This window comes from Mycobacterium sp. PSTR-4-N (genome assembly GCF_022348085.1).
In the GTDB taxonomy this organism is placed as follows: domain Bacteria; phylum Actinomycetota; class Actinomycetes; order Mycobacteriales; family Mycobacteriaceae; genus Mycobacterium.
Genome location: NZ_JAKRFN010000034.1, coordinates 1 through 22461 on the forward strand (window position 1 = coordinate 1; position 22461 = coordinate 22461).

16 protein-coding genes, 1 rRNA gene and 1 pseudogene are annotated in these 22461 nt (G+C 68.1%); 7 read left to right on the plus strand and 11 right to left on the minus strand.

The window, feature by feature from the left end; genetic code table 11:
- Nucleotides 1-7 precede the first annotated feature (7 nt).
- Nucleotides 8-120, plus strand: a 5S ribosomal RNA gene (gene rrf / locus MHN84_RS28095).
- A 73-nt stretch (nucleotides 121-193) separates the two neighbouring features.
- Here rrf and MHN84_RS28100 read toward each other — a convergent pair.
- From MHN84_RS28100 to MHN84_RS28135, 7 genes and pseudogenes are all read right to left on the minus strand, one after another.
- Entirely contained in the window at nucleotides 194-697 is a 504-nt protein-coding gene (locus MHN84_RS28100; RefSeq protein WP_241207750.1) for a methylated-DNA--[protein]-cysteine S-methyltransferase, read from the minus strand.
- On the minus strand, nucleotides 697-2181 hold the full coding sequence (locus MHN84_RS28105) for a DNA-3-methyladenine glycosylase 2 family protein (RefSeq protein ID WP_241207751.1): 1485 nt from the start codon (nucleotides 2179-2181) through the stop codon (nucleotides 697-699). The genes MHN84_RS28100 and MHN84_RS28105 overlap by 1 nt, the downstream gene beginning before the upstream one ends.
- 56 nt (nucleotides 2182-2237) lie before the next feature.
- A pseudogene (locus tag MHN84_RS29785) lies at nucleotides 2238-3169 on the minus strand (LysR family transcriptional regulator).
- Nucleotides 3170-3224: 55 nt separating this feature from the next.
- Nucleotides 3225-5570 carry a CoA transferase gene (locus MHN84_RS28120; protein WP_241207753.1) on the minus strand — a complete coding sequence of 782 codons (2346 nt, stop codon included), beginning with the start codon at nucleotides 5568-5570 and terminating at the stop codon, nucleotides 3225-3227.
- A 5-nt stretch (nucleotides 5571-5575) separates the two neighbouring features.
- The gene (locus MHN84_RS28125; protein WP_241207754.1) at nucleotides 5576-6769 is read right to left on the minus strand and encodes an acyl-CoA dehydrogenase family protein; all 1194 of its coding nucleotides are present in this window, start codon (nucleotides 6767-6769) and stop codon (nucleotides 5576-5578) included.
- Nucleotide 6770: 1 nt separating this feature from the next.
- A complete protein-coding gene (locus tag MHN84_RS28130; protein WP_241207755.1) occupies nucleotides 6771-7865 on the minus strand; it encodes an acyl-CoA dehydrogenase family protein in 1095 nt (364 codons plus the stop codon).
- Between the two features lie 106 nt (nucleotides 7866-7971).
- Entirely contained in the window at nucleotides 7972-9585 is a 1614-nt protein-coding gene (locus MHN84_RS28135; RefSeq protein ID WP_241207756.1) for an adenylate/guanylate cyclase domain-containing protein, read from the minus strand.
- A 46-nt stretch (nucleotides 9586-9631) separates the two neighbouring features.
- On the opposite strand from MHN84_RS28135, the gene nucS reads away from it, so the two are divergent.
- Nucleotides 9632-10303, plus strand: a complete 672-nt coding sequence (gene nucS, locus MHN84_RS28140; RefSeq protein WP_241207757.1) for an endonuclease NucS — start codon at nucleotides 9632-9634, stop codon at nucleotides 10301-10303.
- Nucleotides 10303-10593 (plus strand): hypothetical protein, encoded by a 291-nt coding sequence (locus MHN84_RS28145; RefSeq protein ID WP_241207758.1) that lies wholly within the window; start codon nucleotides 10303-10305, stop codon nucleotides 10591-10593. The genes nucS and MHN84_RS28145 overlap by 1 nt, the downstream gene beginning before the upstream one ends.
- Before the next feature lie 12 nt (nucleotides 10594-10605).
- Here the strand turns inward: MHN84_RS28145 and mce are convergent, their stop codons facing one another.
- A complete protein-coding gene (mce, locus tag MHN84_RS28150) occupies nucleotides 10606-11079 on the minus strand; it encodes a methylmalonyl-CoA epimerase (RefSeq protein WP_241207759.1) in 474 nt (157 codons plus the stop codon).
- Between the two features lie 93 nt (nucleotides 11080-11172).
- On the opposite strand from mce, the gene MHN84_RS28155 reads away from it, so the two are divergent.
- The 3 genes from MHN84_RS28155 to MHN84_RS28165 all read left to right on the plus strand — a co-directional run bounded on the left by MHN84_RS28155 (nucleotide 11173) and on the right by MHN84_RS28165 (nucleotide 13735).
- A complete protein-coding gene (locus MHN84_RS28155; RefSeq protein WP_241207760.1) occupies nucleotides 11173-12354 on the plus strand; it encodes an acetyl-CoA C-acetyltransferase in 1182 nt (393 codons plus the stop codon).
- Nucleotides 12355-12417: 63 nt separating this feature from the next.
- Complete coding sequence (locus tag MHN84_RS28160; RefSeq protein ID WP_241207761.1) at nucleotides 12418-12804, plus strand: DUF3817 domain-containing protein; 387 nt, start codon at nucleotides 12418-12420, stop codon at nucleotides 12802-12804.
- 25 nt (nucleotides 12805-12829) lie between these two features.
- Nucleotides 12830-13735, plus strand: coding sequence for a tetratricopeptide repeat protein (locus tag MHN84_RS28165; protein WP_241207762.1), 906 nt, complete (start codon nucleotides 12830-12832; stop codon nucleotides 13733-13735).
- A 92-nt stretch (nucleotides 13736-13827) separates the two neighbouring features.
- Here the strand turns inward: MHN84_RS28165 and glgB are convergent, their stop codons facing one another.
- Both glgB and MHN84_RS28175 read right to left on the minus strand, forming a co-directional pair.
- A complete protein-coding gene (gene glgB, locus MHN84_RS28170) occupies nucleotides 13828-16050 on the minus strand; it encodes a 1,4-alpha-glucan branching protein GlgB (RefSeq protein ID WP_241207763.1) in 2223 nt (740 codons plus the stop codon).
- A 4-nt stretch (nucleotides 16051-16054) separates the two neighbouring features.
- Nucleotides 16055-18148, minus strand: coding sequence for an alpha-1,4-glucan--maltose-1-phosphate maltosyltransferase (locus MHN84_RS28175; protein ID WP_241207764.1), 2094 nt, complete (start codon nucleotides 18146-18148; stop codon nucleotides 16055-16057).
- Nucleotides 18149-18354: 206 nt separating this feature from the next.
- Here MHN84_RS28175 and MHN84_RS28180 point away from each other — a divergent pair, with 206 nt between their 5' ends.
- Nucleotides 18355-20985 carry a glycosyltransferase family 1 protein gene (locus MHN84_RS28180; RefSeq protein WP_241207765.1) on the plus strand — a complete coding sequence of 877 codons (2631 nt, stop codon included), beginning with the start codon at nucleotides 18355-18357 and terminating at the stop codon, nucleotides 20983-20985.
- A 26-nt stretch (nucleotides 20986-21011) separates the two neighbouring features.
- Here MHN84_RS28180 and MHN84_RS28185 read toward each other — a convergent pair whose 3' ends face one another.
- A complete protein-coding gene (locus tag MHN84_RS28185) occupies nucleotides 21012-22460 on the minus strand; it encodes a neutral zinc metallopeptidase (protein WP_241207766.1) in 1449 nt (482 codons plus the stop codon).
- Nucleotide 22461: the final 1 nt, after the last annotated feature.

A 22461-nucleotide genomic window follows, 5' to 3' on the forward strand; every position in this document is an offset into this window, starting at 1 on the left:
ATAGAGTTACGGCGGCCATAGCGGCAGGGAAACGCCCGGACCCATCCCGAACCCGGAAGCTAAGCCTACCAGCGCCGATGATACTACCCACACGGGTGGAAAAGTAGGACACCGCCGAACACACATTTAAGACCTGTGCCCCCCAATTCTGTTGGGGGGCACAGGCATTTGTGCTCCATGACTTCAATGGGCTTCAATCGAAAAGGGTGGCGCCGGCCGGCGCGTACCTCTTCTCCATACCGAGCAGCAACTTTTTTCGGTCGAGTCCACCGCCGTACCCGGTGAGGCTGCCGTTGGCGCCGATGACCCGATGGCACGGAACGATGATGCTGATCGGGTTGTGTCCGTTCGCCAGTCCGACGGCCCGAGACGCTCCGGGTGCTCCTATCTGTGCGGCGATCTCGCCGTATGACCGCGTCTCTCCGTACGGGATCGTCTGCAGCGCAGCCCATACCGTGCGCTGGAACGCGGTGCCGACCAGGTCCAGCTCCACATCGAAGTCCTGCCGCTCACCGCCGAAGTACTCGTCGAGTTGCTGGACGACGTCGGCGAACGCGTCATCGCTTCGTTCCCAACCGTCCCGGTTCGGTTCATAGGTCTGCTCGACCATCCGCACATGCCGCAATCGCTGTCCCACGCCGGCGAGTGTGAGCACGCCGATGGGGCTCTCCACAGTGCGGTACTTCATGCTCTCCATCATTTCTCCTTCGGCGGCCATTGATTGACCGAGTGCTCGAGCGTTGTCCAAAGATGTTGTGTCACATAGGAACGCCACGGTCGCCAGCGCTCACTGGATGCGGTGAGAGTCTTCGCATCCTCGGCCAACCCGAGACGACGGGCAGCGACCAGGACGCCGAGATCCGTTGCCGGAAACGCATCAGGATCGCCGAGGCCGCGCATGGCGATCATCTCGGCCGTCCACGGCCCGATGCCGGGCAGCGCCAACATCTGCTCCCGACCGCGATCCCACGGGGTTCCCGCGTCCAGCACCAGCGCACCACTTCCCAGAGCGTCGATCAACGCCGTCACGGTGCGCTGACGCGCTTTCGGCACCGCCAGATGGCGCATGTCGATGTCGCTGAGGTCCTCGGTCGACGGAAACGTATGGGTCAGACTCCCGCCGGGGTCGCTGACCGAATGTCCGTAGGCCGCAACCAATCGAGCCGCATGGGTTCGCGCGGCCGCTGTCGAGACCTGCTGCCCCAACACCACGCGCAACGCCAGTTCGTGCTCGTCGACACTTCGCGGAATGCGTTGTCCCGGTGCCTTCGCGACCACCGCGGCCATCCGCTCGTCGTGACTGAGCGCGTCGACGACGGCCTCGGGATCGGCGTCGAGATCCAGCAGGCGGCGACAGCGTGCGATCGCGGCCGGCAGATCGCGGAAGTCCGCGAGCCGCAGCAGACACCGGACGTGATCGGGATGTGGGGTGAGCTCGGCGATGCCGCTGCCATGGGGCAGTCGCAGGGTGCGCCGGTACGTCTCGTCGCGTGTCTCCTCGACGCCCGGTATCGCGGTCGCAGCGAGGTGACCGAAGACCCCTTCGTAGGCGAATGGTGTCCGCACCGGCAATCTCAGCGACAGCACGCCGCGGCCGCCCGCATCGTCGCCGAACCGATCGCGAGCGCGCCGGCGCAGCATGGTCGGTGTCAGATCACAGACCTCACGGACCGTGTCGTTGAACTGTCGGATGCTGGCGAACCCGGCGGCGAACGCGGCGTCGCTGAACGGCATGTCGGTGGTCTCGATGAGCACCCGCGCCATCTGAGTGCGCTGTGCTCTGGCGAGAGCCAGCGGCGTTGCCCCGACCTCGGCCTGCATCAGGCGTTCCAGCTGCCGCACTGTGTAGCCCAGCCGCGCTGCCAGTCCGCCGACGCCGTCGCGATCGACCGTGCCGTCGGCGATCAGGCGCATCGCCCGCGCCACGATGTCCCCGCGGACGTTCCATTCCGGTGATCCCGGTGAGGCGTCGGGCCTGCATCGCTTGCACGCACGGAAACCCGCTCGCTGCGCCGCCGCGGCGGTGGGAAAGAACTGAACGTTACGGGCGAACGGCGGTCGAGCGGGGCAACTCGGCCGGCAATAGATCTTCGTGGTGAGCACCGCGGTGACGAACCAGCCGTCGAACCGCGCGTCCTTGGCCTGGACGGCGCGGTAACAGCGGTCGAAGTCGGAGTGCATACCTCGACAATGACACGCGGCCCACGAGAGAACTAGCGGAAAAGCGACATCGCAGTTCAGGCGTGGCGGCGCACCGGGCCCATCCGGTCGGCGATTCGCTCGACCATCCGCTCCACATCACCCAGCCGTTCCCCCAGCCGCTCGGGCACCCATGCCAACGCGATCTCCGCGGGCGCCCAACTGTTCTCGTCGATGGGGATCAGCGCGAACTCGGGCGGCGAGAAGATCTTGCCGATGAAGGAGTCGGGGGCATAGCTCACCACCGCGACCAGGTGCCGGTTGAAGACCTGGGTGGCCATCTCGACTTCGCCGCCACGGCGGTTCGTGGTGCGCACGATCCGATGGACGCCGCGGCGGTTGAGGCGTCGGGTCAGCCCGGCCAGCACCACGGGGTTCGGCCGCGCGAAGTCGATGGCGACGTCGCGGTCACGCAGCTCCTCGATTGCCACGACATCTCTGTCTGCCAACGGGTCGTCGAAGCGCACGGCGATCCCGCCCCGATAGCTGGCGACGACCCGGGACGCAGGCGTTTGTCGGTGGCGGGCAGATGGATCACGCCGAGCTCCGCGCGCCCCGCGATCAGCGTCGCGGTCACCTCCGCAGCGGAGCCGGGCATGCTGAACTCGACCGGGCTCGGGCAGCCGGCGATCACCGCTTCCAGCTGACTGAGCAGATCCGACGGCGCGTACGCCGTGGCGCTGACCCGGAGCGGAGCCGGCCCGCGCACCCCTTGCACGGCCGCTGCCTTGAAGTCTTCGACCTGACGCAAGATCTCCCGCGCAGGCCCGATGAGCCGCTGCCCCAGGGGGCTCAGGCGTACGTCGTGATAGCCGCGCTCGAAAAGCTCACCCCCGAGCTCTTTTTCGAGCAACTTGATCTGCTTGCTCAGCGGAGGAGGGGTGATCATCAACGTGTCGGCGGCCCGCGCGAAATGCAGTTCGTCGGCGACGGCGACGAAGTACCTGAGCCTGGTGAAGTCGATGTCCATTCCCTGCCCGTCGAAAGACCTACGGGCATGCTACGAGATCGCCGCGGCCACCCCGTCACCGTGGGGCAGCGGTGTCCATGTGGGGAGTCTCCAGCACGCCCCGGTCGTGCAAGGCGGCAATCTGCGCCGGATCGAGGCCGAGGAGTTCAGTGGCGATCTCAGCGGTGTGCTCACCGAGAAGCGGTGCCTGCCCCAACGGCGGATCTGCCACATGGGCGCTGTGGATCTGGACGTTCTCGAGCACGAACGGTGCAGGCCCGAACGGGTGCAGCTCCTCGCGGAACATCCGCCGCTGCCGGTAATACCCGAAGCCGGGCACTTCGTCGGCGCGCAGCACCGCGCCGGCAGGGACGCCCGCGCCCTGGAGCTCCGCCATCGCGTCCGTCTTCGATCTGCGGTCCGTCCACGTCCGCAACGCGTCGTCGAGCCGTCGCCCCGTGGCGCCGGGGGCGCCGACGGCCGAGGCCAGTGCGGCCACGTCGTCGTCGGTACGTGGCGTCACCACCACCCACTCGTCGTCGCCTGCGGCCGCGTACACACCCGACAGCTCGTCGGGTGGTGTCGGGCCGGTGTCGACGTGTCCGGAGCGTCGCAGGGCGTCGGCGGCGATGTCGGCAGCGAGATGGGTGAGCATCACCTCGGCCTGCGAAATGCTCGCGGCGCCACCGTGTCCGGTGCGCTCCCGGCGGATCAGCAGGGCCAGTGCTGCCACGGTCCCGATGCGGGCCGCGACATGGTCGGGGTAGACGGTGACGGTGTCACAGAACGTGTCGGGTTCACCGGGGTACACCCACAGATCGGTGAACCCGACCGCGGCCCGGACCAGCGGCCCGTAGCCGAGCCGCGCGGCCCACGGTCCGGTCGGGCCGAACGCCGAGCTGTCGACGACCACGATCTCGGGGTTGATCTCACGCAGTGTCGCGTGGTCCATGCCCAGCGCCGCGGCCACTCCGGGTTTGAAGTTGGTCAGCACGACATCGCTGCACTGCACCAGCCGGTGCGCCAGCGCTCGGCCCTCGTCACAGCGCAGATCGATCCCGATCGAGCGCTTGTTGCGGTGTCCGGCCGCGTACGGCTGGGTCATCGAAGTCGGTTTGCCCAGGCGCAAGCCGTCGGGGTGCGCCGAGTGTTCGATCTTCACGACGTCGGCGCCGAGGTCGCCGAAGAAGCGCCCCGTGTCCGCGCCGACCACGATCACGCCGAGGTCCAGGACACGCAGACCCTCGAGCGGCAGGCCTCGGCCCGGGCGCTGCCGCGCGCCGAGGATCGGTGCGGACGCGATGCGCTCCTGCCGACGCTGTTCTGTTGCGGTCGCGCGGTGACCGTCGATCTCGCAGACGCCGGCCGGGATCGGCGCCACCACACCCGGCGCCAGTTCGACATCGCGGAAGAAGCCGCGGGCGGTGAAATGGTCGGCGGCCAGTGCCTCGGGCAACGTGAGGACCGCGGCGGTCGGCACGCCATGTGCCTGCCCGCGCTCCTCGAGTTCGGCGCGGGTCTTGTCAGCGCAGAACCGTTCGATCGCCTCCTGCAGCTGGGGTGAGTGGAAGCGTTTGCCGAGCTTGTCGTAGGACGGGTCGGCGAACTCCTGCGGGCTGCCCATCAACGCGAACATGCCGCGCCACTGGCGTTTCGACAGGATGCAGATGCGGACGTGGCCGTCCCTGCAGGCGAAGATCGGATAGCGCTGCCGCTCGGCGTTCCAGTCGCGCTGCTGGGCGCTCAGCGCGACACCGGCCGATGCGCTGCCGGCCGTCCCGAACGGGGGGTCCAGCGTCTGCATCGCGCCGTCGAGCACCGCGAAGTCGATGAGATCGCCGTCGCCGGTGCGTAATCGATCGAGGAACACGGCGAGTGTGATCGCCGCGGCTTGGGCGGCGGCCACCTGATAGGGCAGCTCGACAGGCGGGATCAGCGGGGCGCGGCCGGGAATGCCGGAGCGGGACAGCTCGCTGCTGAGTGCGTGGAACACCGGTGTGGTGGCCCGCCAGTGCGCCCAGTCGTTGTCGCGGCCGAAATCGCTGAGCGACAGGATCACCAACGCCGGGTGCCGGGCTCGCACCGCGTGTATCGAGAGGGCCGCCTCCGCGTCCGACCCCGGACGGGTGCTCTCGATGAAGATGTCGGCGTCGGCGACGAGGTCGTCGAACTGCTTGCGGCGCAACGCTTCCGACCCATCGATGTGCACGGTGGGCAGTCCGTGGCGATCGATCGCGGTCTGCACCGGTACCGACGCGACGTGGGGACCGACGGGCTCGTCGACGGTGACGCCCGGCATCTGCAGGACGATGACCTCGGCCCCCAGGTCGGCGTAGAGGCGCCCGATCGCGGTCATCGGGCCGCTGGAGGCGTCCACGATCCGCAGTCCCGCCAGCGGCGGATCGTAGGCAGCGGTGCGCATGTCGGTCAGCTTCGGCGAGCCTGCCGGAACGGTATGTCGCGGTCGGGGTCGGGCTCCTTCGGCAATCCCAGCACCCGTTCACCGATGATGTTGCGCTGGATCTGGTCGGTGCCGCCACCGATCGAGGTGAAGAACGCGTTGAGCGTCAGGAAGTTCACGTCGTCGGCCACGGGGTGCTCTGCGCCTGCCAGCAGGGCCTGAGCCCCGATGATCTGGGTCTTGAGTGCTGCCTCCGTGTGCAGGATCCGCGACATCGCGAGCTTGCCCAGGGACATGATGGAGCTGGACGTGCCCTGGGTCGCCGCTGCTTTGGCGCGCTCATTGTTGAGCCGGTTGAGTTCCCGCATGGCCAACGCCGATGCCAACTCATGACGCAGCGCCTGATCGCCGAGAACGCCGTTCTCTCTTGCCAACTCGATCAGGCTGTCCGCCGTGCGGTTCCGCGATCCACGGTTGCCGTCTCCCATGATCGAACGCTCATAGGCCAGTGCGGTCTGCAGTGCGCGCCACCCGTTGCCCTGCCCGCCGAGCAGGTAGTCGTCGGACACGCGCGCATCGGTGATGAACACCTCGTTGAAGTGCGTCTCGCCCGTGATCTGCACCAGTGGGCGCACGTCGATCCCGGCCTGCTTCATGGGCAGGATGAACAGGCTGAGTCCCTTGTGCTTGGGTACCTCCCAATCGGTGCGGGCCAACAGCAGCGCGTACTCGGCGGTCTGGGCGCCCGAGGTCCACACCTTCTGACCGTTGACGATCCACTGGTCGCCTTCGCGGACCGCCGTCGTACGCACCGCGGCGAGGTCGGAACCGGCGCCGGGTTCGCTGTAGAGCAGGCACGTGCGGGCGCGCTCGACGAGGAAGTCCCGCAACAGCTCCTCACGCAGACGCGGGGTGCCCAGCGCCAGCACGGTGTTGGCCGCGATGTTGTACCTGTCCTGCCGAGAGCCCGGCGCCTTGACGGCGGCGAACTCCTGGGCGATCACGGCGGCCAGCCTGTTGGGATAGCCACGGCCGAACCACTCGATCGGATATGTCGGCACCGCGTAGCCGGCGTCGAGCACCTTCTCCATCCACGCGATGCGTTCCGGCGAACTCACCCACGGGTCGCTGCTTGCGGGCAACGGGGACCAGTTGTCGCGCAACCACTCTCGAACCTCGACGCGGAGCTCGTCAGCGTCGGGTGACGTCTCGTCGGTCATCTCAGGCGCCTTTCGAGACGAGGTAGCGTTCGCGATGCAGGCGGGTGCCGCCGAACAGGTGCAGACCGGTGCGGGCGCGCCGCAGGTAGAGGTGCGCGGGGTGCTCCCACGTGAAGGCGATCCCGCCGTGCATCTGGATGGCCTGCAGCGCGATGGTCTGATAGGCCTCGGCGCACGCGAATCCTGCCAACGCGATTGCACCGGAGGCATTCTCGCTGCCATCGGCGTGCTCGGCGGCGGCGTGGCGGGCGGCGGAGGTGGCGTTCTCCAGGTCCAGGAGCAGATCCGCGGCCATGTGCTTGAGCGCCTGGAAGCTGCCGATCTGCCGCCCGAACTGGATGCGGGTCTTCAGGTAGTCGACCGTCATCTCGAAGATGTGCCGTGCGCCACCGACCTGCTCACCCGCCGATGCGATGATCGCGTGGTCCAGCGCGTCGCTCACCGCCTCCCACCCGGCGGCGCCCAGCCTTCTGGCCGGCGTGCCTGCCAACGTGATCGTCGACAGCCGAACGGTCTGATCGAAAACCGTTGCGGCGCGGCGCTCGAACCCCGGTGCGGCGGGTTCGACCTCGAACACCCCGATCCCGTCGTCGGTCCGTGCGACGACCAGCACCACGTCGGCGACATGTCCCCAGGTGACGTAGTGCGCGGAGCCGGTGAGGGTGCCGTCGGAGGCCGCCCGCACGTCGACGCCGCCCGGCTCCCACGACCCGGCCGGGCCGGTCACCGCCACCGTGCCGATCGTCGTACCGTCGGCCAGCGACGGCAGCAGCCGGGCTTTGTCCTCGTCGGTGCCCGCGGCGTTGACGAGCGCCACGGTCAGGACGGCGCTGGAGATGAACGGGGCGGGCAGCAGGACCGCGCCGGTCTGTTCAGCAACTGCTTCGAGTTCGGCCGTGCCGAAGCCGAGTCCGCCGACCTCGGTTCCGACCAGCATGCCGAGCACACCCTGGTCGGCCAGCCGCGCCCACAGCGCGCGATCGAACCCGTCCTCGGAGTCCATGACGCGGCGCACGTCGGCCTCGGTGCATTTGTCGGCCAACAGGTCGCTGACCGCGGCGGAGAGCTCAGCCAGTTCGGCCACATCCAACGTCATCTCAACGCCTCCCTCGGGTCGCGCCCACCATCGTGGGGGTCCGCCTGCTCGCTGTCCATCACCGATCCCGACACCGGTGGATGTCGCATCGAGACATGCGAACCGATCAGGGCTCACCGACCGGCGTGGCCAGGCGGGTGGGCTCGGAGTGTCCCCGCAGGGTCACCGTCTCGCCGAGAGTCCAGCGCTCACGTTCGTCCTCGGTCGCCTTCGTCACCGCGTCCGACGACGCGACGAGATGACCGTCGACCTTCTTGGCCAGCTCGCACAGCCGCGCCGCCTCGTTGACCGGCTCGCCGATCACCGTGTATTCGAACCGCTCCTTGGCGCCCACGTTGCCGGCCACGACCTGACCGGCCGCGACCCCGATGCCGGCGTCGCATTCCGGCACTTCGGCGCGCAGCCGGCGCGCCATCGCGCGCGCCGCGGCCAGCGCCTCGGCTTCGGGATTCTCCAGCGGCACCGGTGCGCCGAACACCGCGAGCACGGCGTCGCCCTCGAACTTGTTCACCAGCCCGTGGTGCTTGTCGACCTCGTCGACCACGACGTCGAAGAACCGGTTGAGCAGCTCGACCACCTCCACGGCAGGCCGGCTGGTGACCAGCTTCGTCGACCCGATGATGTCGATGAAGATGACGGCGGCATAGCGCTCCTCGCCGCCCAGCTCGATCTGCTGCTTCTCGGCGGCCAGTGCGACCTCCCGGCCCACGTGGCGCCCGAACAGGTCGCGCACCCGCTCCCGCTCGCGCAGACCGTGCACCATGGCGTTGAAACCGCGCTGCAGCTCACCGAGTTCGGTGCCGTCGAACACCACGAGGTTGCAGTCCAGATCCCCGTCCTCGACCTGCTTGAGCGCTGACCGCACCACCCGCACCGGGGTGGCGATCAACCAGGAGAGCAGCCACATCAGGATGAGCCCGAAGATCAACGCGACCAGCGCGATGATCATCACCGCCACCGCGAACTGGGTGCTGGAGAGGTTGCTCAGCGACAGCGCGAAGATCGCGAGCAGCAGGATGCCCAGCACGGGGACTCCGGAGCTCAGCAGCCAAACCGTCATCGTCCGCCCCATCACGCCGTGCGTCAGCCGGCGCGGCGGGCGGCCCGCCTCGAGCGCCTGGGCGGCGACGGGCCGCAGCGCGAACTCGGTGATCATGTAGCACGCTGTCGCCACGACGATCCCCGGGAAACCCACCGCGAACAGGAACCGCGGGATGAACGCGGAATCCTGCAGGCCGTACAGAAGCGTCAGCAATGCGGTGCCGACTCCCCACAGGATGAGCGCGCTCTTCGCGACGCGGGCCGGCGCGCGGAACACGTTGCGCTGATCCTCCCGGGTGGGTGTGCGCTCCTCGAGCGCCCACCGCAGCGAATTCACGGTTCGGGCCGTGATCCACACCGTGCCGAGGATCAGCGCCACGAAGAGGTACGCGGGCACTACACCGAACGTCAACCATGCGGGTGCATCGGTGAACACGCTCGGCACCGGGATGGCGACGGTGTTGAGAAGCAGCGACACCCCGATGCCCAGGATGTTGGTGAACAGCAGGAAGAACGTCAGGATGATCTGGATGCGGATGCGACGCCGCGCCTGGTTCTCGTCGGGTTTACCCAGCAACCAGGAGCCGTAGTCGGGGGTGTCGCCCAACCGACCGCTCTGCCGGGTCACCCGTTCCAGCACCTTGCCCAACCGGTGAGGCACGCTCGTCGTGGCGTTCATATGTTGCGTCAGCCTAGTGAGTGACGCGGCCATCTATGGTGGTTCGGTGCGTCTCGTGATCGCCCACTGCACCGTCGACTACGTCGGCCGCCTCACCGCTCATCTCCCGTCGGCGAAACGACTGCTGTTGTTCAAGTCCGATGGTTCGGTGAGCGTGCACGCCGATGACCGTGCCTACAAGCCGCTGAACTGGATGTCGCCGCCGTGCTGGGTCTCCGAGCAGTCCGACGGCGAGACGCCGGTGTGGGTGGTCGAGAACAAGGCGGGGGAGCAGCTGCGCATCACCGTGGAGGCGATCGAACACGACTCCAGCCACGAGCTCGGCGTCGATCCGGGACTGGTGAAAGACGGCGTCGAGGCGCACCTGCAGGCTCTGCTGGCCGAGCACGTGGAGCTGCTCGGCGCCGGATACACGCTGGTGCGACGGGAGTACATGACCCCGATCGGACCGGTCGACCTGCTGTGCCGCGACGAGCAGGGCCGCTCGGTGGCCGTGGAGATCAAGCGCCGCGGTGAGATCGACGGTGTCGAGCAGCTCACCCGATACCTCGAGCTGATGAACAGGGACTCGCTGCTGGCGCCTGTGGCCGGGGTGTTCGCCGCTCAGCAGATCAAACCGCAGGCCCGTACTCTCGCGACCGATCGCGGAATCCGCTGTCTCACGCTGGATTACGACAAGATGCGCGGGATGGACAACGACGAGTTCCGGCTGTTCTGATGGGCCGGCGCCCGGCGCGAAAACCACGGCGCCACACACCTTTACCCGCTGCGCGCCGGATCGAGACGGGCCCCGACGGCTACGACTACGAGGTGCGGTCGGTGCCAGCAGCGAGGGCGGTCAAGGTGTACCGCTGCCCGGGCTGCGATCACGAGATCCGACCGGCCACCGCCCATGTGGTGGTGTGGCGGGCGGATGCGGGGGAGGCGAGTGTCGATGAGCGCCGGCACTGGCACACACCGTGCTGGACGCATCGCGCGACCCGAGGGCCCACGCGACGCTGGTCCTGATCAGCGGGTGTGTCAGTGCGAACCGGTGGCCGGTTCGACGAGCTCGATCAGAACGCCGCCGCCGTCCTTGGGGTGGATGAAGTTGATCCGCGAATTCGCGGTACCGCGTCGCGGCGCGTCGTAGATCAACCGGACGCCCTGCTCGCGCAGTCGATCGCTGAGCGCATCGAGATCGCTGACCCGGTACGCGAACTGCTGCAGGCCGGGCCCGCGCTTGTCGAGGAACTTCGCGATCGTCGACTCGTCGTCGATCGGCGCCATCAGCTGGATCTGGGTGCTTCCGACCGGCGCACCCCGCACAGCCAGCATCGCCTCGCGAATGCCCTGCTCCTCGTTGACCTCTTCGTGCAGCACGATCATGCCGAGATGGTCGTGGTACCACCTGATCGCCGCGTCCAGATCGGGCACGGCGACACCGACGTGGTCGATGGCGGTGACCAGCGCGGTGGCCAGTACAGGACGGGCGTCAGTCTGCTCGGCGGTCATAACAGCGAAGTTACCTAACAAGATCGGTTTCGAATAGATCGGTCACTGCGGATAGCCTCTTGGCAGCCGCTCGAAACTCAGGTGGAGGTAGTCATGACGACGTCGGTGATCGTTGCTGGGGCGCGTACCCCGGTGGGCAAGTTGATGGGTTCGCTGAAGGACTTCTCCGGCAGTGATCTCGGCGCCGTCGCGATCCGCGGTGCTCTCGAGAAGGCCGGCGTGCCCGCCTCGGCTGTCGAGTACGTGATCATGGGTCAGGTGCTCACCGCCGGCGCGGGTCAGATGCCGGCGCGTCAGGCCGCCGTCGCCGCCGGCATCGGCTGGGACGTCGCGGCGCTGACCATCAACAAGATGTGCCTGTCGGGCATCGACGCGATCGCGCTCGCTGATCAGCTCATCCGGGCCGGCGAATTCGACGTCGTGGTGGCCGGCGGCCAGGAGTCCATGACACAGGCGCCACACCTGCTGATGCACAGCCGGTCGGGCTACAAGTACGGCGACGTGACCGCGCTCGACCACATGGCCTACGACGGGCTGCACGACGTGTTCACCGACCAGCCGATGGGCGCCCTGACCGAGCAACGCAACGACGTCGACAAGTTTACCCGCGCCGAACAGGACGAATTCGCCGCGAACTCCCATCAGAAAGCAGCCCGGGCCTGGAAGGACGGCGTCTTCACCGACGAGGTCGTTCCCGTCGCGATCCCTCAGCGCAAGGGCGACCCGATCGAGTTCACCGAAGACGAGGGAGTCCGCGCCGACACCACCGTCGAGTCCCTGGCGGGTCTGCGCCCGGCGTTCCGCAAGGACGGCACCATCACCGCGGGTTCGGCCTCCCAGATTTCCGACGGCGCATGTGCCGTGGTGGTGATGAGCAAGGCGAAGGCGCAGGACATGGGTCTGACCTGGCTGTGCGAGATCGGCGCCCACGGTGTGGTCGCGGGCCCGGATTCGACGCTGCAGAGCCAGCCGGCCAACGCCATCAAGAAGGCGATCGCCAAGGAGGGCATCTCGCTCGACCAGCTCGACGTCATCGAGATCAACGAGGCGTTCGCCGCGGTCGCACTGGCCTCGACCAAGGAACTGGGCGTCGACCCGGACAAGGTCAACCGCAGCGGCGGTGCCATCGCCATCGGTCACCCGATCGGTATGTCCGGTGCGCGGATCACGCTGCACGCGGCGTTGGAGCTGGCTCGCCGCGGCAGCGGTTACGCGGTGGCCGCCCTGTGCGGTGCGGGCGGACAGGGTGACGCGCTGATCCTGCGCCGGCCCTGACGACGACGGCGCCCACAACGACACTCTGTAGTAGCTGGGGCGGCCCTGCGGCACAATGGCGCCATGACTCGCGCATTCGACGTCCGCAGTGCCGCGGCGTGGTTCCGGCTCATCGCCTTCGCGGAGGCACTGTCCTGGATCGGCCTGCTGGCCGGCATGTACTTCAAGTACCTGGGCACACCGCGTACCGAGGTCGGTGTGAAGATCTTCGGTCCGATCCACGGCGGCGTGTTCATCGCCTTCGTCGCAGCGGCGGTGCTCACCGGTCTGGCGCTCAGGTGGCGCCCCGGCACCTGGTTGCTGGCGTTGCTGGGCAGCATCGTGCCATTGGGCAGTGTGATTTTCCTCATATGGGCTGATCGGACCGGTCGGATGGGCCATGTGGCCGGGTCACGATCCGTCGCCGTGGGCGGCGGACAGGCAGGACGGACGGCGCCGGAAACCACCTGAGGAGAGTCGTGACAGACTTGGCTCTGTGACACGTCCTGGACCCCGCATCTCGCCTGCCCTGGCGGGCGCCGTCGATCTGTCAGCACTCAAGCAGCGCCCGGCCACCGGTGCCGACGCCCGCTCCGCGCCGTCGGGAGGCGCGCCTGGCGGGGTGGAGGTGACCGAGGTCAACTTCGAGGCCGAAGTGCTCGTGCGATCCAACGAAGTGCCCGTCGTCGTACTGCTCTGGTCCCCGCGCAGTGACTCCAGCGTCCAGCTGGCCGGCATCCTGGGCGAGCTGGCCGGAGCCGACCGTGGGAAGTGGTCGCTGGCCACCGTGAACGTGGACACGACGCCCCGGGTGGCGCAGATGTTCGGCGTCGAGGCCGTTCCGACCGTGGTCGCACTGGCCGCCGGCCAGCCACTGTCGAGCTTTCAGGGCATGCAGCCGCCCGACCAACTTCGGCGCTGGGTCGATTCGCTGCTCGACGCCACGGCCGGAAAGCTCAGCGGCGGCCCCGGTTCCGACGACGGCGAGCAGGCCGATCCGGTGCTCGACAACGCGCGCGCACTGCTCGACCAAGGCGATTTCGATGCGGCCCGCAGCGCCTACCAAGCGATTCTGGAGTCCGATCCGCAGCATGCGGAGGCCAAAGGCGCGGTGCGGCAGATCGATTTTCTGCAGCGGGCCACGACACATCCGCAGGATGCCGTGGCGCGCGCCGATGCTGACCCGACCGACGTCGACGCAGCACTGGCCGCCGCCGACGTGGAGATCCTCAATCAGGACGTGACCGCGGCCTTCGATCGGCTCATCGGGTTGATCAAGCGGACGGCGGGCGACGAGCGCAGCCGGGCGCGCACCCGGGTCATCGAACTGTTCGACCTGTTCGATCCCGCCGACCCCGAGGTCGTCGCCGGCCGACGCAACCTGGCCAACGCCCTCTACTGACTTTTTGTCCCGCGAGCAGACGCACCCTCGAGTGAATCAGGGCTCGAAACACTCGAGGTTGCGTCTGCTCGCCGGAAGAATACGGCCGACAATCAGGCGGGTTGTTCCGGCTCGAACCACAGCGCCGCCAGTGGCGGCAGCACCATGACCGCCGATGCGGGGCGTCCGTGCCACGGCTCGTCGGTCGCCTCGACCGCACCGTAGTTGCCGATGCCGGACCCGTGGTAGTTGTCGCTGTCGGTGTTGAGCACCTCGCGCCAGCGCCCGGCATGCGGCAGGCCCAGCCGATAGCTGCTGTGCTCGGAGCCCGAGAAGTTGAACACGCAGGCCATCATCGAGCCGTCGTCGCCGAAGCGCAGGAAGCTCAGCACGTTGTTCGCCGAATCGTTGGCATCGATCCAGGAGTATCCCTCGGGCCTGGTGTCGCGCGACCACAGCGCGCGGCGACTGCGGTAGATGCCGTTCGCGTCGGTCATCATCCGCAGGATGCCGTCGGAGAAGCCCTGCTCGTCGAGCTGCCACCAGTCGACGCCACGCTCCTCGGACCATTCGGCCCGCTGACCGAACTCCTGTCCCATGAACAACAGCTGTTTCCCGGGATGCGCCCACTGGTAGGCCAGCAGCCCGCGGATCCCGGCCGCCTTCATGTGGTCATTGCCGGGCATCCGGCCCCACAGCGTGCCCTTGCCGTGCACCACCTCGTCATGGCTGATCGGCAGCACGAAGTTCTCGCTGAACGCGTAGATCATCGAGAACGTGATCTCGCCGTGGTGGAAGCTGCGGTGGATCGGATCACGCTTGATGAACTCCAGCGTGTCGTTCATCCAGCCCATGTTCCATTTCATCGAGAAGCCGAGTCCGCCGAGGTTCGTCGGCCGAGTGACACCCGGCCATGACGTGGATTCCTCGGCGATCGTCACGATGCCCGGGTTGATCTTGTGGACCGTGGCGTTCATCTCCTGCAGGAACTGCACGGCCTCCAGGTTCTCCCGGCCGCCGTAGACGTTCGGCGTCCAGCCACCCTCGGGCCGGGAGTAATCGAGGTAGAGCATCGAGGCGACGGCGTCCACCCGTAGCCCGTCGACGTGGTACTCCTGCAGCCAGTACAGCGCGTTGGCCACCAGGAAGTTCCGCACCTCCGCTCGACCGAAGTCGAATACGTAGGTGCCCCAGTCCAATTGCTCGCCGCGACGGGGATCGCCGTGTTCGTAGAGCGCTGTGCCGTCGAACCGGCCGAGCGCCCACGCGTCCTTGGGGAAGTGGGCGGGGACCCAGTCCACGATCACGCCGATACCGGCGCGGTGCAGCGTGTCCACCAGGTGGCGGAACTCGTCGGGCGTACCGAATCGCGATGACGGGGCGTAGTACGAGGTCACCTGATAGCCCCACGATCCGCCGAAGGGATGCTCGGCGACGGGCAGCATCTCGACGTGGGTGAAGCCGTGCTCGACCACGTAGGCGGTGAGCTGTTCTGCGAGTTCGAGATAGCTCAGCCCCGGCCGCCAGGAGCCCAGGTGTACCTCATAGGTGCTCATCGGTTCGAACACCGGGTTGCGCAGCGCCCGGTCGGCCATCCACTGGTCGTCGGCCCAGGTGTAGTCGCTCGCGAACACCTTCGACGCCGTCTGCGGTGGGACCTCGGTGGCGAACGCCATCGGGTCGGCGCGCTCGGTGACCGCGCCGTCGGCGCCGTGCACCCGGAACTTGTACAGGCCGTTCTCGGGGAAGGCCGGCCAGAACAACTCCCACACGCCCGTGGAGCCGAGCACCCGCATCTGCGCCTCGTTGCCCCAGTGGTTGAAGTCGCCGATCACGCTGACGCCCTTGGCATTCGGCGCCCACACGGCGAACGACACGCCGCTGACCACGCCGTCGGGGGTCTCGAAAGCGCGGGGATGCGCACCGAGGATCTCCCAGAGCCGCTCGTGGCGGCCCTCGGCGAACAGATGGAGGTCGACCTCGCCCAGCGTCGGCAGGAAACGGTACGGATCGGCCACGGTGTGCACGAACCCGGACTCCTCGCCCGAGTAGTCCACCTCGAGCCGGTAGTCGATCAGATCGGTGAACGGCACCGCGACCGCGAACAGCCCGGCTTCGATGTGCTGCAGCGGATAGCGCACGCCGCCGATGAGGGCGGCGACGGTCACGGCATGCGGGCGATAAGCCCGGATGACGGTGTGGTCGTCGTACTCGTGGGCGCCCAGGACCGAGTGGGGGTCGTGGTGTTCGCCGGCGAGCAGTCGGTTCAGATCGGCGGTGTGCGGCCGCAGATTCGGGCTGTCGATCTCTTTGGTCGTCTTCGACGCTTTGGGCATCTCGTCACTCCCTACGTAGTAGGTTCAATCGCTGGTCGGCCGGGATCTGGGGCATGTTGAGCACGTGTGCCACCGCCCGGGCGGGCTCGAGTCGCACGTAGTTGCCCTGGCCCCACTGGTATTCCTCCCCGGTGATCTCGTCGCGCACCCAGAAGCGCTCCTGCTGATCCATTCCCAATGCGCCCATGTCCAACCACACCGTGCCCTCTTCGGCGCCGAAGGGGTTGAGCGTCACGACGACGAGCACCTGGTCGCCCGTGACGGGATCGAACTTGCTGTATGCCAGCAGGGCGTCGTTGTCGACGTGGTGGAAACGGATCGTCCGCAGCTGGTGCAGGGCCGGATGCAGCCGGCGGATCTCGTTGAGGCGGGTCAGGAACGGTTCCAGTGATTCGCCGTCGGCGAGGGCGGCGTCGAAGTCGCGCGGCCGCAGCTCGTACTTCTCCGAATCGAGGTATTCCTCGCTGCCCTCACGCACGGCGCGGTGTTCGAACAGCTCGTAGCCCGAGTACACACCCCACGTCGGGCTCATCGTCGCAGCGAGCGCGGCCCGGATAGCGAACATGCCGGGCCCGCCGTGCTGCAGGCTGGCGTGCAGGATGTCCGGGGTGTTCGTCCAGAGGCTCTGCCGGGCGTAGTCGGCGTGTTCGGCGATGGATTGCCCGAACTCGATCAACTCCCACTTCGCGGTGCGCCAGGTGAAGTACGTGTAGGACTGCGTGTAGCCCAGTTTGGCCAGCCCGAACAACCGCGCCGGACGGGTGAACGCCTCCGCGAGGAACAGCACATCGGGGTCGGTGTTCTTGACCTCGCCGATCAGCCAGGCCCAGAAGTTCGGCGGCTTGGTGTGCGGGTTGTCGACGCGGAACACTTTGACGCCGTGGGACACCCAGAACTTGACGACGCGCAGGACCTCGTCGTAGAGGCCGGCCGGGTCGTTGTCGAAGTTCAGCGGGTAGATGTCCTGGTACTTCTTCGGCGGGTTCTCGGCGTATGCGATCGTGCCGTCGGGCAGCACGGTGAACCACTCCGGGTGCTCTTTGGCCCACGGATGGTCGGGTGCGCACTGCAGCGCCAGGTCGAGAGCGACCTCGAGCCCTTCGGCGCGCGCCGCCGCGACGAAGTCGTCGAAGTCGTCGATCGTGCCCAGATCGGGGTGGACGGCGTCATGGCCGCCCTCGTCGCTGCCGATGGCCCACGGCGAACCGACGTCGGTGGGGCCGGCGGTGACGCTGTTGTTGCGGCCTTTGCGGTGCACCTTGCCGATCGGGTGGATGGGCGGCAGGTACACGATGTCGAAGCCCATGCGCGCGACCCGCGGCAGCGCCTTGGTCGCCGTCGCGAACGTGCCGTGCACCGGATTGCCGGAGTCGTCCCAGCCGCCCGTGGAGCGCGGGAAGAACTCGTACCAGGAGCTGAACCGCGCCAGCGGCCGATCCACCCAGATGCCGTACGCCTCGCCGCGGGTGATGAGTTCCCGCAGCGGGTACTGCTCGACCAGCTCGGTCACCTCGGGGGACAGCGCAGCGCCGGCCCGATAGAACGGATCACCCGGCGTGCGCAGCCGTTCTGCGGCCTCCATCAGCGGATAGCGCATCTGGCGGGGCACGCCGGTGGACGCGCGCTCGAGGAGCTTGGCGCCGACGAGCAGGTCGTTGGACAGTTCGCCCTCGCTCTGCCCGGCGTCGAGCTTGGCGATCACGTGCTGACGCCAGGTCGCGATGGGGTCGCCCCAGCCGTCGACGCGGAATGTCCAGAGACCGACGGCGTCCGGGGTGAACTGGCCGTGGAACACGTCGGGCGTGCGGCCTGCGGACATCGGCAATGCGGCGGGTCGGATGCGCGCCGACGACGGCGTGACAACCTCGTCGATCGGGACCGCCTCGGTGGTCTTCGTCCGGCCCGGCGGCTCGTCGGCCAGGGCGGGGTAGGTGGTGCCGTGGTAGCGGACGACCAGGGTGGCGGCGACCGCGTCGTGGCCTTCGCGCCACACCGTCGCGGTCACCGGAACCACCTCGCCGACCACCGCCTTGGCGGGGAATCGCCCGCCAGACACCACAGGTGCGACGTCATCGATCTCGATACGACCGGCGGTCACTCACACACTCCCTCACGCGTTGCATGTCCAGCGCGCCCTGCAGTTGTGGACCCTGCCGCGCGCCGTCGTTGGATGGTCTGGTTCACAGCTCGTCGAGCGCCTTCAGCGCGCCTATACCCACCGTAGTGTCAGCTCCAACCCCGCGGGAGTGTCGAAGTGCAGCACGTCACCCATGGGCGGGGGCTGCGGCAGTAAGGTCAGCACGCGTGAAAGCTCTTCGTCGGTTCACCGTCCGCGCCCACCTCCCGCATCCGCTGGAAGCCCTCGAAAGGCTCTCGATCAATCTGCGGTGGTCATGGGACAAACCGACCCAGGATCTGTTCCAGACGATCGATCCGGAGCTGTGGAAACTCGTCGGTGGGGACCCGGTGGCGATGCTCGGTCACGTCAGCCCCGACCGGCTCGAGGCGCTGGCCGAGGACGAGCATTTCGTCCAGCGGCTGGGTGCCCTCGCCGCCGATCTGGACGACTACCTGAGCCGTCCGCTGTGGTACCAGCAGCTTGCCCAGGCCGGCGGCCGGGATTCCGGAGAGGGCGCCGTGCTGCCCAACGGCATCGCGTACTTCTCGATGGAGTTCGGGGTGGCCGAGGTGCTGCCGAACTACTCCGGGGGTCTGGGCATCCTGGCCGGCGACCACCTGAAGTCGGCGTCGGACCTCGGCCTGCCGCTGATCGCGGTCGGGCTCTACTACCGGTCCGGCTATTTCCGGCAGTCGCTGACGGCCGACGGCTGGCAACACGAGAGCTACCCGCTGCTCGACCCCCAGGGCCTGCCGTTGCGTCTGCTCACCGACACCTCGGGCGAGACGGTGCTGGTCAGTCTGGCGCTGCCCGATTCCGCCCAGCTGTTCGCGCGGATCTGGATCGCCCAGGTCGGCCGCATACCGCTGCTGCTGCTCGACTCCGACATCCCCGAGAACGACCACCAGCTGCGCTCGGTGACCGATCGGCTCTACGGCGGCGACCAGGAGCACCGCATCCGGCAGGAACTGCTCGCCGGTATCGGCGGCGTGCGCGCGATCCGGGCGTTCACGCAGATCGAGGGGCTGGCCGCGCCGGAGGTCTTCCACATGAACGAGGGGCACGCCGGCTTCCTCGGCGCCGAACGCATCCGGGAGCTGATCGAGGCGGGGCTCGACTTCGACACCGCGCTGACCGTCGTGCGCTCGTCGACGGTGTTCACCACCCACACGCCGGTGCCCGCCGGTATCGACCGGTTCCCGGTGGAGATGGTGCAGCGGTACTTCGGTCCCGACCCCGGAGGAGCCAGTTCACGGTTGCTGCCGGGAGTCCCGGTCGAACGCATCCTGGCGTTCGGCGCCGAGGACGATCCGACGAAGTTCAACATGGCCCACATGGGGTTGCGGCTGGCGCAGCGTGCCAACGGGGTGTCGCTGCTGCACGGCCGTGTGAGCCGCGACATGTTCAGCAACCTGTGGCCGGGATTCGATCCGGCCGAGGTGCCGATCGGCTCCATCACCAACGGCGTGCACGCCCCGACGTGGGCGGCGCCGCAGTGGCTGGAGCTCGGCCGGGAACTGCTCGGCAGCCAGGATCTGAGCTCGCTGCAGGAACCCGAGACGTGGGAGCGGCTGCACGAAGTCGACCCCGGTCACCTGTGGTGGATCCGTTCGCAGCTGCGTGAAGCGCTGGTGCACGACGTCCGGGACCGGGTGCGCCGCTCGTGGTTGGAGCGTGGTGCGGCCGAGGCCGAACTGGGTTGGATCGCAACAGCTTTCGATCCGAACGTGTTGACGATCGGATTCGCGCGCCGGGTGCCGACCTACAAGCGCCTGACTCTGATGCTGCGTGACCCCGAGCGGCTGCGGCGGCTCCTGCTCGACCCCGAGCGTCCCGTGCAGCTGATCGTGGCCGGTAAGTCGCACCCGGCCGACGAGGGTGGCAAGGCGTTGATCCAGCAGGTGGTCCGGTTCGCCGATCAGGCCGACGTCCGGCATCGCATCGCGTTCCTGCCCGACTACGACATGTCGATGGCCCGCACGCTGTATCACGGTTGCGACGTCTGGCTGAACAATCCGCTGCGCCCCCTGGAGGCCTGCGGCACGTCGGGAATGAAGAGTGCGCTCAACGGCGGACTGAACCTGTCGATTCGCGACGGGTGGTGGGACGAATGGTACGACGGTGAAAACGGTTGGGAGATACCGACAGCCGACGGACTGGCCGACGAGAACCGACGCGACGACCTGGAAGCGGCCGCGCTGTACGACCTGCTCGAGCGCGCGGTGGCGCCGAAGTTCTACGACCGCGACGAGCGGGGGGTGCCGACCCGCTGGGTCGAGATGGTGCGCCACACCCTGCAGGTGCTCGGGCCGAAGGTGCTCGCATCGCGGATGGTGCGGGATTACACCGAGCGCTACTACCTGCCTGCGGCCCGCGCCCTGCGGCAGTCGATCGAGCCGGGGGACACCACCGACGGGCCGTTCGGCGCGGCGCGGGAACTCGCGCTGTATCGGGAGAAAGTCCACAAGGCGTGGCCGGAGGTTCGCATCGTCGAGGTGGACAGTTACGGGCTGCCCGACACGCCGCTGCTGGGTTCGGAGCTGACGCTGACCGCGCGGGTGTGCCTGGAGGGGTTGCGACCCGACGAGGTGACGGTGCAGGCGGTGCTCGGGCGCGTGGATGCCGGTGACGCACTGATCGATCCGGTGACGGTCCCGATGACGCACTCGGGGGTGTCCGACGGTGGCGAGGAAATCTTCACCGCCAGCACGCCGCTGCCGGTGACCGGTCCGGTCGGCTACACCGTGCGCGTGCTGCCCCACCATCGGCTGCTGGCGGGTGACAACGAGCTGGGTCTGGTGACGCTGGCGGGCTGATCTTCGGGGGGTATCGCTGGGGGAGATCAGCGGAAGCGCGCGAAGCACCGCTCGGCATCACCGAGCACACCCACGCGGAACGCGTCGATCCGAGAGAATCCCGAGGGGACGGATTCGCCGTTGACGTCGCTGGCGGCCAACCCGTTGGTGAGCAGGCCCGACACCGCCTCGTCGATGTCGCCGGCGGTCAGTGCGATCGTCGAGCCGTCGGGCGTGGTGACCTGTTTGGACATCTTGACCGTCGCGACCCCGGTGAGGCATGCGGTGCGCAGCGCGGCTTCGGCGTCATCGAGTGCCACGCCGCCGTGCTCGTGCTGGATCGCCTGCATGTAGCGCGAGACCAGCACCGAATACGCGACGTTGTCGCCTGCGGCCAGCCCACCTTCGGCGTCCTGGGCGCCGAGTGCCGCCAACGCGGGCAGGTCGACGACGATGGTGTTGGTGGCCGGGCAGTACGACGCAGGTGGGCTGGGGCGTGCGTCGGCGCAGGTGCCCGCTGCCGTGGAGTCGAAACTCAGCACGGGAGGCACCTTGGGAGAGAACAGGATTCCCATCGCGTCGACGATCGAGCGCACCGAACTCTCGTCGATCGCCAACTCGCCGGACCCCTCCTCGGGCAGCAGGACCGGAAGGTCGCCGCGGCGCTGGCCGATTTCGCGCATGTCGATCCCCGCGCACGCCGACGGGCCGTCGGTGAAGCCGAACTGGAATGCCGAGATGCGTTCGAACGCCGATCCGTGTTCGTCGATGCCGACCTCTGGATCTCCCTCACGCAGCAGCGGGTCGCGGAACGCGATGACGCCGGCCAGGACGTTGTTCAGCCCGTCGCCGGTGCTCAGGGAGAAGCGCGGAGACTGGTCTTCGGCGACCCAGCGCATGTAGGCGCCGGCCAGGCAGTCGGCCTGCTGCTCGGCGACCAGCGTCGGGGTGCTGCTGGTGGTGAGTTTGGCCGCGCGGCTGACCGCGTGGCCGTACTCGTGTGCCAGGACCATGGCCACGCCGATGTCGCCGTGGGCGCGGCGCAGGGTGGGCAGCAAGTCGCCGCGGTCCCAACCGATCGTCCTGTCGGGATAGCAGTAGGCGGCGTTGACCAGACCGAAGGTGTCCTCACCGCAGAACGTCCCGCCGAAGTCGCCGGCATCCCAGGAGATGAGCTCTTTGACGGGGCGGAAGCCACCGTCGAAGGTTTCGGGATAGGCGCTCTCCCAGTACTGTTCGACGTCGCTGACCGCGCTCGCGGCCAGATTGTCGATCTCGCCGCCGTCGGTGCCGTCGACGCTGCGGCTCGGTCCTTCGGCGTTGGGGCGCAGGCCCGTCGGTCCGTCGGTGGCGGGCATCCCGGCGACCGAGAACGGATCGCTGAACACCGATACGGCGTTGCCCTGCACGCTCGTCGCGCAGGCGGCGACACACAGCACGGCACTGACCGCCGTCACGACGCCCAGGATCGAACGCGGTGTCGTCGACGGACCCATG

What these genes read in the sequence shown, in the direction of transcription:
- MHN84_RS28145 (WP_241207758.1), top strand. Translation starts at nt 10,303, where the DNA reads ATGGGCCGGCGCCCGGCGCGAAAACCACGGCGCCACACACCTTTACCC.
- MHN84_RS28130 (WP_241207755.1), bottom strand. Translation starts at nt 7,865, where the DNA reads ATGACGTTGGATGTGGCCGAACTGGCTGAGCTCTCCGCCGCGGTCAGC.
- MHN84_RS28185 (WP_241207766.1), bottom strand. Translation starts at nt 22,460, where the DNA reads ATGGGTCCGTCGACGACACCGCGTTCGATCCTGGGCGTCGTGACGGCG.
- MHN84_RS28125 (WP_241207754.1), bottom strand. Translation starts at nt 6,769, where the DNA reads ATGACCGACGAGACGTCACCCGACGCTGACGAGCTCCGCGTCGAGGTT.
- glgB (WP_241207763.1), bottom strand. Translation starts at nt 16,050, where the DNA reads ATGCCCAAAGCGTCGAAGACGACCAAAGAGATCGACAGCCCGAATCTG.
- MHN84_RS28120 (WP_241207753.1), bottom strand. Translation starts at nt 5,570, where the DNA reads ATGCGCACCGCTGCCTACGATCCGCCGCTGGCGGGACTGCGGATCGTG.
- MHN84_RS28135 (WP_241207756.1), bottom strand. Translation starts at nt 9,585, where the DNA reads ATGAACGCCACGACGAGCGTGCCTCACCGGTTGGGCAAGGTGCTGGAA.
- MHN84_RS28100 (WP_241207750.1), bottom strand. Translation starts at nt 697, where the DNA reads ATGGAGAGCATGAAGTACCGCACTGTGGAGAGCCCCATCGGCGTGCTC.
- MHN84_RS28105 (WP_241207751.1), bottom strand. Translation starts at nt 2,181, where the DNA reads ATGCACTCCGACTTCGACCGCTGTTACCGCGCCGTCCAGGCCAAGGAC.
- mce (WP_241207759.1), bottom strand. Translation starts at nt 11,079, where the DNA reads ATGACCGCCGAGCAGACTGACGCCCGTCCTGTACTGGCCACCGCGCTG.
- MHN84_RS28155 (WP_241207760.1), top strand. Translation starts at nt 11,173, where the DNA reads ATGACGACGTCGGTGATCGTTGCTGGGGCGCGTACCCCGGTGGGCAAG.
- MHN84_RS28160 (WP_241207761.1), top strand. Translation starts at nt 12,418, where the DNA reads ATGACTCGCGCATTCGACGTCCGCAGTGCCGCGGCGTGGTTCCGGCTC.